8 protein-coding genes are annotated in these 7,845 nt (G+C 69.1%); 2 read left to right on the top strand and 6 right to left on the bottom strand.

The features are described 5' to 3' along the window. Window positions 1–434: 434 nt before the first annotated feature. Complete coding sequence (lpxD, locus tag CH341_RS25435) at window positions 435–1,451, top strand: UDP-3-O-(3-hydroxymyristoyl)glucosamine N-acyltransferase (protein WP_111421770.1); 1,017 nt, start codon at window positions 435–437, stop codon at window positions 1,449–1,451. Window positions 1,452–1,600: 149 nt separating this feature from the next. Here lpxD and CH341_RS25430 read toward each other — a convergent pair whose 3' ends face one another. The 6 genes from CH341_RS25430 to CH341_RS25405 form a co-directional block, all read right to left on the bottom strand. Then, on the bottom strand, window positions 1,601–1,999 hold the full coding sequence (locus tag CH341_RS25430; RefSeq protein ID WP_111421769.1) for a F0F1 ATP synthase subunit epsilon: 399 nt from the start codon (window positions 1,997–1,999) through the stop codon (window positions 1,601–1,603). Between the two features lie 168 nt (window positions 2,000–2,167). After that, complete coding sequence (gene atpD, locus CH341_RS25425) at window positions 2,168–3,613, bottom strand: F0F1 ATP synthase subunit beta (protein WP_111421768.1); 1,446 nt, start codon at window positions 3,611–3,613, stop codon at window positions 2,168–2,170. A 63-nt stretch (window positions 3,614–3,676) separates the two neighbouring features. Then, on the bottom strand, window positions 3,677–4,081 hold the full coding sequence (locus tag CH341_RS25420) for an organic hydroperoxide resistance protein (RefSeq protein WP_111421767.1): 405 nt from the start codon (window positions 4,079–4,081) through the stop codon (window positions 3,677–3,679). Between the two features lie 27 nt (window positions 4,082–4,108). After that, window positions 4,109–4,984, bottom strand: a complete 876-nt coding sequence (locus CH341_RS25415) for a F0F1 ATP synthase subunit gamma (RefSeq protein WP_111421766.1) — start codon at window positions 4,982–4,984, stop codon at window positions 4,109–4,111. 131 nt (window positions 4,985–5,115) lie between these two features. Further along, a complete protein-coding gene (gene atpA / locus CH341_RS25410; protein ID WP_111421765.1) occupies window positions 5,116–6,645 on the bottom strand; it encodes a F0F1 ATP synthase subunit alpha in 1,530 nt (509 codons plus the stop codon). Then, window positions 6,645–7,205, bottom strand: coding sequence for a F0F1 ATP synthase subunit delta (locus CH341_RS25405; protein WP_111421764.1), 561 nt, complete (start codon window positions 7,203–7,205; stop codon window positions 6,645–6,647). The genes atpA and CH341_RS25405 overlap by 1 nt, the downstream gene beginning before the upstream one ends. 363 nt (window positions 7,206–7,568) lie before the next feature. Between CH341_RS25405 and CH341_RS34435 the strand changes: the two genes are divergently transcribed. Further along, a partial coding sequence (locus CH341_RS34435; protein ID WP_170149801.1) for a hypothetical protein occupies window positions 7,569–7,845 on the top strand: 277 nt, incomplete at its 3' end.

Raw genomic sequence — 7,845 nt, 5'->3', positions numbered from 1 at the left:
CCGGCGTTGCCGGACTGGCTCGCCGATCTCGGCGGCCGTCTCGAGACGTCGACCATGCTGCCGGCCGATCTGGCCGCGCCGGCCTGAGCGAAGCGGCCGCCCGTCGGCGCCTCTGGCGGTCGGCGCTCACGTGATTGTGCGGAGCCGCTCCTGCACGTTTACGTATCTTTGCAACCGAAAGAGCGTGGGCCGCGGCGCCCCGGCGTGATAGACACGAGTCCGCGCCGTCGGAAACAACCCGCAAACAACTGATCACGGCACCGCCACGAAGGCCTGCCATACGTATCGTGCCGGTGCCGCCGGTGCCGGTCGTCTGCGTGCAAGCCCTGCGGCGCCCCCGCACCATCGGCGGAGCGGGGCCTCGGCGCGTTCAATGTCCCCGCGTTGCCGCGGCCCGCGCCGGCGGGCCGGCGACCCTCAACGAGTGCGGCAACATGACCATCTCCGTCACGGGCGATCCGCGGTTCTTCGCGCGGAGCGGACCGTTCTCGCTGGCCCAGGTGGTCGCGGCCGCGGACGGGGAGGCGCCGGATCGCGAGCTCCTGCTCGACGGCGTCGCGCCGCTGCAGGCGGCCGGGCCGCACCAGGTCAGCTTCCTCACCAGCCGGCGCTACGCCTCCGAGCTGGAGCACACCGGCGCCGGCGCCGTCATCGTGCAGGCGGATCTGCACGCGCTCGTCCCCAGCTCCGCGGTGGCGATCTGCAGCGCCAATCCCTACGCGAGCTGGGCCCGGGTGGCGGCGCTGTTCCATCCGGTGGCGCCGGTCACGCCCCGCATTCATCCGAGCGCCGTGATCGATCCCGGCGCCCGCATCGATCCGTCGAGCGACATCGGGCCGCTGTGCGTCGTCGAGGACGGCGCCGTGATCGGGCCGGGATGCCGGATCGGGCCCTGCGCCGTCGTCGGCAGCGGCGTGGTGATCGGGCGCGACTGCCGCATCGGTGCCCATGCGAGCCTCAGCCACGCACTGCTGGGCGACCGCGTCTATGTCTATCCGGGCGCCCGGATCGGCCAGGAGGGCTTCGGCTTCGCGATCGCGGCGACCGGCTTCCTCAGCGTTCCGCAACTCGGCCGCGTCGTCGTCGAGGACGACGTCGAGATCGGCGCCAACACCACCATCGACCGCGGCTCGGCGCGCGACACCGTGATCGGGGCGGGCTCGCGCCTCGATAACCTCGTGCAGATCGGCCACAACGTCACGCTCGGCCGCTGCTGCGTGATCGTCGCCCAGGTCGGCATCTCGGGCTCGACGACGCTCGGGGACTTCGTCCAGGTCGGCGGCCAGGCGGCCTTCGCCGGGCATCTCCAGGTCGGGCACCACGCCCGCATCGGCGCGCAGGCCGGCGTCATCTCGGACGTGCCGGCCAAGGCCAGCATGCTGGGCAGCCCGGCCCAGCCGAAATGGGACTTTCTGCGCCAGATCGCCAGCCTCAAGCGCTCCCCGCGCTGAGGCGCGTGCCGCGAATCGGCGGTCGCCGGCCCGTCCCGGTCGGCGACTTACACCAGTGGCCTCCGATATCGACCCGTCATCCTGAGGCGCTCGGCCGGAGGCCGAGCCTCAAAGGGTGACGGAGAGAGTCAGTGTCGGAAATCGTCGGTTCAGTGGCCGAGCGCGTCCTTGAGGGTCTGGAGCTGGGCGAGCCGCTCGCTCGCCCGGTCCTTCGCGCGATCGTCGGCCGCGTCGGTGAGGTCTTCCTCGGCGTCCTGGATGGCCTGCCGGATCACGTCGGGCTGAAGCTCGTCGACCGGCACCACCTCCTGGGCCAGAACGGTCAGGCCGTTCGGCCCGACCTCGGCGAAGCCGCCCCGCACCACGATCAGCTTCGGCGACTGCTCGCCATAGACGGTGAGGACACCCGGCCGCAGCGTCGCGACGAAGGGCGCGTGGCCGGCGAGGACGCCGAAATCGCCCTCCTCGCCCGGCACGTCCACCTGGGTGACCTCGCCGGAGAAGATCAGCTTCTCGGGCGACACGAGCTCGAAGTGGAAGGTGGCCATCGGTCAATCAATCCGCGATCGGGGCTTCGGCCCGTCATCCTGAGGTGCCCGCGCAAAGCGCGGGCCTCGAAGGATGAACGGCCGAGACCCGGGAAGGATCTGGGCGTCGCCCTTCGAGGCTCGCTGCGCTCGCACCTCAGGGTGACGGCGCAGCGCTTCGAATACGACTTACGCGGCTTCCGCCGCCAGCCGCTTGCCCTTCTCGACCGCCGCCTCGATGGTGCCGACCATGTAGAAGGCGGCCTCCGGCAGGTGGTCGTACTTGCCCTCGCACAGGCCCTTGAAGCCGCGGATCGTGTCGCCGAGATCGACGAATACGCCCGGCGAACCGGTGAACACCTCGGCGACGTGGAACGGCTGCGACAGGAAGCGCTCGATCTTGCGGGCGCGGGCGACGGCGAGCTTGTCCTCTTCGGAGAGCTCGTCCATGCCCAGGATCGCGATGATGTCCTGCAGCGCCTTGTAGCGCTGGAGGATCTGCTGCACCTGGCGGGCGACCGCGTAATGCTCCTCGCCGACGACCCGGGGGTCGAGCATGCGCGAGGTCGAGTCGAGCGGATCGACGGCCGGGTAGATGCCCTTCTCGGCGATCGAGCGCGACAGCACGGTCGTCGCGTCCAAGTGGGCGAACGAGGTGGCGGGCGCCGGATCGGTGAGGTCGTCGGCCGGCACGTAGATGGCCTGCACCGAGGTGACCGAGCCCTTGGTCGTGGTGGTGATGCGCTCCTGCAGCGCGCCCATGTCGGTCGCCAGCGTCGGCTGATAGCCCACCGCCGACGGGATGCGGCCGAGCAGCGCCGACACTTCCGAGCCCGCCTGGGTGAAGCGGAAGATGTTGTCGACGAAGAACAGCACGTCCTGGCCCTGGTCGCGGAAGTACTCGGCGAGCGTCAGGCCGGTCAGGCCGACGCGGGCGCGGGCGCCGGGCGGCTCGTTCATCTGGCCGAACACCAGCGCGCACTTGGAGCCCTTGGTGTCGCCCTTGGTCTCGTGCGGGTCCTTGTTGACGCCGGACTCGATGAACTCGTGATAGAGGTCGTTGCCCTCGCGGGTGCGCTCGCCGACGCCAGCGAACACCGAGTAGCCGCCGTGGGCCTTGGCGATGTTGTTGATCAGCTCCTGGATGATCACGGTCTTGCCGACGCCGGCGCCGCCGAACAGGCCGACCTTGCCGCCCTTCGCGTAGGGCGCCAGGAGATCGACCACCTTGATGCCGGTGACCAGGATCTGCGACTCGGTCGACTGCTCGGTGTAGAGCGGCGCCTCCGCGTGGATCGGGCGGGTCTCGGTGTGCGGCACCGGGCCGGCCTCGTCGACCGGGTCGCCGACCACGTTGATGATGCGCCCGAGCGTTCCCTCGCCCACCGGCACGGCGATCGGCAGGCCGGTGTCGTGGACCTTCTGGCCCCGGACCAGTCCTTCGGTCGTGTCCATCGCGATGGTGCGTACCGTCGACTCACCGAGATGCTGCGCCACCTCGAGCACCAGCTTGTGGCCCTGGTTCTCGGTCGTGAGCGCGTTCAGGATCGCCGGGAGCTGGTCTTCGAACTGCACGTCGACGACGGCGCCGATGACCTGGGTGATGTGTCCGACCGAAGTGGTTTGGGTGGCCATGCTAGTCTCCTTGGAGCTCGAGCCGCGGCGCAGATCGGCCCGAACGAAACGCTGTGTGATCGCTCAGACGACGGTCAGCTTGACCGGAACGTTGTTGCGCGTGGCGCGCGAATACGGGCAGATCCGGTGGGCGTCCTCGACCAGCGCCTCGACCTTGGCGCGGTCGGCGCCCGGGATCTGGACCTTGATCTCGGCCGAGAGGGCGAAGCTCGTCTCGTCCTTGTCGATGCCGATCGAGACCGTCACCTTGGCGGCCTGGCCGTCGACGCCGTGCTTCTTCGACAGGGCCAGGATCGCCTGGCCGAAGCAGGACGACCAGCCGAGCGCGAAGAGCTGCTCCGGATTGTGGCCCTCGCCCGAGCCGCCCATCTCCTTGGGCAGCGCCATGGCGAGCCCGAGCCCGCCGTTCTCCAGAACCGCGCGTCCGTCGCGCCCGCCCTTGGTGGTCGCCGTCGTGGTGTAGGCCATGATGTCCTCCTTCTCGACTCGCGAACGTCAGAGCGCCTCGGCGCCCGAGATGATCTCGATCAGTTCCTTGGTGATCATCGCCTGGCGGGTGCGGTTGTACTTCAGCGTCTGCTTCTTGATCATCTCGCCGGCGTTGCGCGTGGCGTTGTCCATCGCGGTCATCTGGGCGCCGTAGAACGAGGCGGCGTTCTCCAGCAGCGCCTTGAGGATCTGCACCGAGATGTTGAGCGGCAGGAGCTCGGCGAGGATCTGCTCCTCGTCCGGCTCGTACTCGTAGACCGGCGTCGGACCGTCGGCGGGGGCGCCTTCGAAGACGGCCGGAATGAGCTGCTGCGCCGTCGGGATCTGCGCGATGACCGAGCGGAAGCGCGAGTAGAACAGCGTGCAGACGTCGAACGCGCCCTGGTCGTAGAGCGCCGTGATGCGGCGGCCGATCTCCTGGGCGGTGTCGAAGCGGATCTGGCGCACGGCGCGCAGATCGATCACGTCGATGATCTCGTCCTCGAACGTCCGCTTGAGCTGGTCGAAACCCTTGCGGCCGACGCAGAGGATCTTGATCTGTTTGCCCTCGGCGAGGAGCCGGTTGGCGTGCTCGCGGGCCAGCCGGACGATGGCCGAGTTGAACGGGCCGCACAGGCCGCGCTCGCCCGTGCAGACGACGAGCAGATGAACCTGGTCGCGTCCGGTGCCGGCGAGCAGGCGCGGCGCCTCCGGATTGTTCTGCACCGAGGCGGCGATGCTGCCGAGGGTGCGCTGCATCCGCTCGGAATAGGGACGCGCAGCCTCCGCCGCGGCCTGCGCGCGCCGCAGCTTGGAGGCGGCGACCATCTGCATGGCCTTGGTGATCTTCTGCGTCGCCTTGGTGGAGGCGATCCGGTTTCGCAGGTCTTTTAGGCTGGGCATTCCGTGGTCACCTTTGCGCCCGGTCCGGCTTCTGTTCCGTCATGCCCGGCGTCGCGCCGGGCACCCACGTTCGTCGTCGGCCGCGTCGAGGACGTGGATGGCCGGGACCAGCCCGGCCACGACGACGGCGATCACGCGAAGGACTTGGCGTAGTCGTCGATGATCGACTTCACCTTGGCGGCGGTCGCGTCGTCGAGGTCGCGCTTGTCGCGGATGGTGTTCAGCACGTCCTCGTACTTGGTGCGGAACAGCGACAGCAGGCCCTGCTCGAAGGCGCGCACGCTGGCGACCGGGATCGGATCCAGATAGCCGTTGACGCCGGCATAGATGACGACGACCTGCTCCTCCATCTTCAGCGGCGAGAACTGCGCCTGCTTGAGGAGCTCGGTGAGGCGCGAGCCGCGGTTGAGGAGCCGCTGCGTCGTCGCGTCGAGGTCGGAGCCGAACTGCGCGAAGGCGGCCATCTCGCGGTACTGCGCGAGCTCGCCCTTGATCTTGCCGGCGACCTTCTTCATCGCCTTGGTCTGGGCCGACGAGCCGACGCGCGACACCGACAGACCGACGTTCACGGCCGGGCGAATACCCTGGTAGAACAGGTCGGTCTCCAGGAAGATCTGGCCGTCCGTGATCGAGATGACGTTGGTCGGGATGTAGGCCGACACGTCGTTGGCCTGCGTCTCGATGACGGGCAGCGCCGTGAGCGATCCGGAGCCGTTCTCGTCGTTCATCTTGGCGGCGCGCTCGAGCAGGCGCGAATGCAGGTAGAACACGTCGCCCGGATAGGCCTCGCGGCCGGGCGGACGACGCAGCAGCAGCGACATCTGGCGATAGGCGACGGCCTGCTTGGACAGATCGTCGTAGAAGATGACGGCGTGCATGCCGTTGTCGCGGAAATACTCGCCCATGGTGCAGCCGGCGAACGGCGCCAGATACTGCATCGGCGCCGGATCGGAGGCCGTGGCGGCGACGACGATCGAGTATTCGAGCGCGCCGTTCTCCTCCAGGGCCTTCACGAACTGGGCGACCGTCGAGCGCTTCTGCCCGACCGCGACATAGACGCAGTAGAGCTTGACCTTCTCGTCGCCCGTCGCGTTGAGCGGCTTCTGGTTCAGGATGGTGTCGAGGACGATGGCGGTCTTGCCTGTCTGGCGATCGCCGATGACCAGCTCGCGCTGGCCGCGGCCGATCGGGATCAGCGCGTCGATCGCCTTGAGGCCGGTCGCCATCGGCTCGTGCACGGACTTGCGCGGAATGATGCCGGGCGCCTTGACGTCGACGCGGCGGCGCTCGTCGGAGACGATCGGGCCCTTGCCGTCGATCGGATTGCCGAGCGCGTCGACGACGCGGCCGAGCAGACCCTTGCCCACCGGCACGTCGACGATGGCGCGGGTGCGCTTGACGGTCTGGCCTTCCTTGATCTCGCGGTCGTTGCCGAAGATCACGATGCCGACATTGTCGATCTCGAGGTTCAGGGCCATGCCCCGCACGCCGTTCTCGAACTCGACCATCTCGCCGGCCTGGACGTTGTCGAGACCGTAGACGCGGGCGATGCCGTCACCGACGGAGAGGACCTGGCCGACCTCGGAGACCTCGGCTTCCTGGCCGAAGTTCTTGATCTGCTCCTTGAGGATCGCAGAAATCTCTGCGGCGCGGATGTCCATCAGCCGACCTCTTTCATCGCGTGCTTGATTGCATTCAGCTTGGTGCGCAGCGAGCCGTCGACCATCCGGCTGCCGACCTTCACCACGAGCCCGCCGATGATGGCGGGATCGACATGCACTTCCACCTGGACGTTCTTGCCCGTGACGGCGTCCAGCGCCTTCTTGATCTCCGCCTTGTGGGCGTCGGCGAGCGGCTCGGCGACCGTGACCAGCGCGGTGATCTCGCCCTTGTGCTGGGCGAGCAGCTCGCGGAAGTCACGGATCATGTCGCGCACGCCGAACAGACGGCGATTGGTCGCGACGAGCCGGAGGAAATTCGCGGCCGTCCCTTCGATCTTGGCCTTGGCCAGCACGGCCGTCACGGCGCGGGACTGCTCCTCGGCGCTGAAGGCGGGGCTGCGCACCAACCGGAGCAGATCCGGGCTGTCGGCGAGCAGCGCCTCGAAGCGACCGAGGTCGCTGGCGACCGCATCGAGCGTGCCCGCGTCACGAGCGAGCTCGAACAGGGCGGTCGCATAACGTCCTGCCATTCCGGCCACGATCGGATCGTCTGCTGCCACGGCGCTCTCTTTCGGCGTTCAAGCATCCAGGCTCCCGCCGCGCTTCCGCAGAATGCGCGCAAGCCCCTGGATTCTAAGCGGGACCAGGATTGTCTGGGGCGTCCGGAGCGGCCCACGCCCCGTTGAAAAACCGCCGGTTTGCTAACACAGGCCCGAGGGCGGTGCAATATGGCGAACGTCGCCTGAACGCCGCCGGAACACCGGCACGGGACGCTGTGCCGCAGGGCCTCCCGGCGACCGCCAGGGCCGCTGCCCAACCGGCATCCGGTGGGCGGCGCGAGGGCTCGGGTTCCCTGCCGCAGCCGCATCCTATAAGGAGACGGCGCCGGCGCACCTCGTGCCGCGCGCTGCCGCCCGCGAGCCATGCCGGATCCGCTCCCCACTTTATACGTCGACCTCACCACCGCGTTCCAGGAGCGCGGCCGCATCGCCCACGGCACCGTGCGGGTCGAACGCGAGCTGGTCGGCGCCCTCGCGGCCCGCGCGATCGCCGGCCGCGACGATCTCGCCTTCTGCCGGTTCGACGCCGCCGCCCACCGCTTCGTCGCCATGTCGGCGGCGGAGGCGCTCGCCGTGGTCCAGGCGCCGACCGGGGCCGAGCGGCGGCGGGCGCCGCGGCCCGCCTGGCGGTCGCATCCGC

This window comes from Rhodoplanes roseus (assembly GCF_003258865.1).
In the GTDB taxonomy this organism is placed as follows: Bacteria; Pseudomonadota; Alphaproteobacteria; order Rhizobiales; family Xanthobacteraceae; genus Rhodoplanes; species Rhodoplanes roseus.
This window is presented reverse-complemented; position numbering and strand designations above follow the sequence as displayed.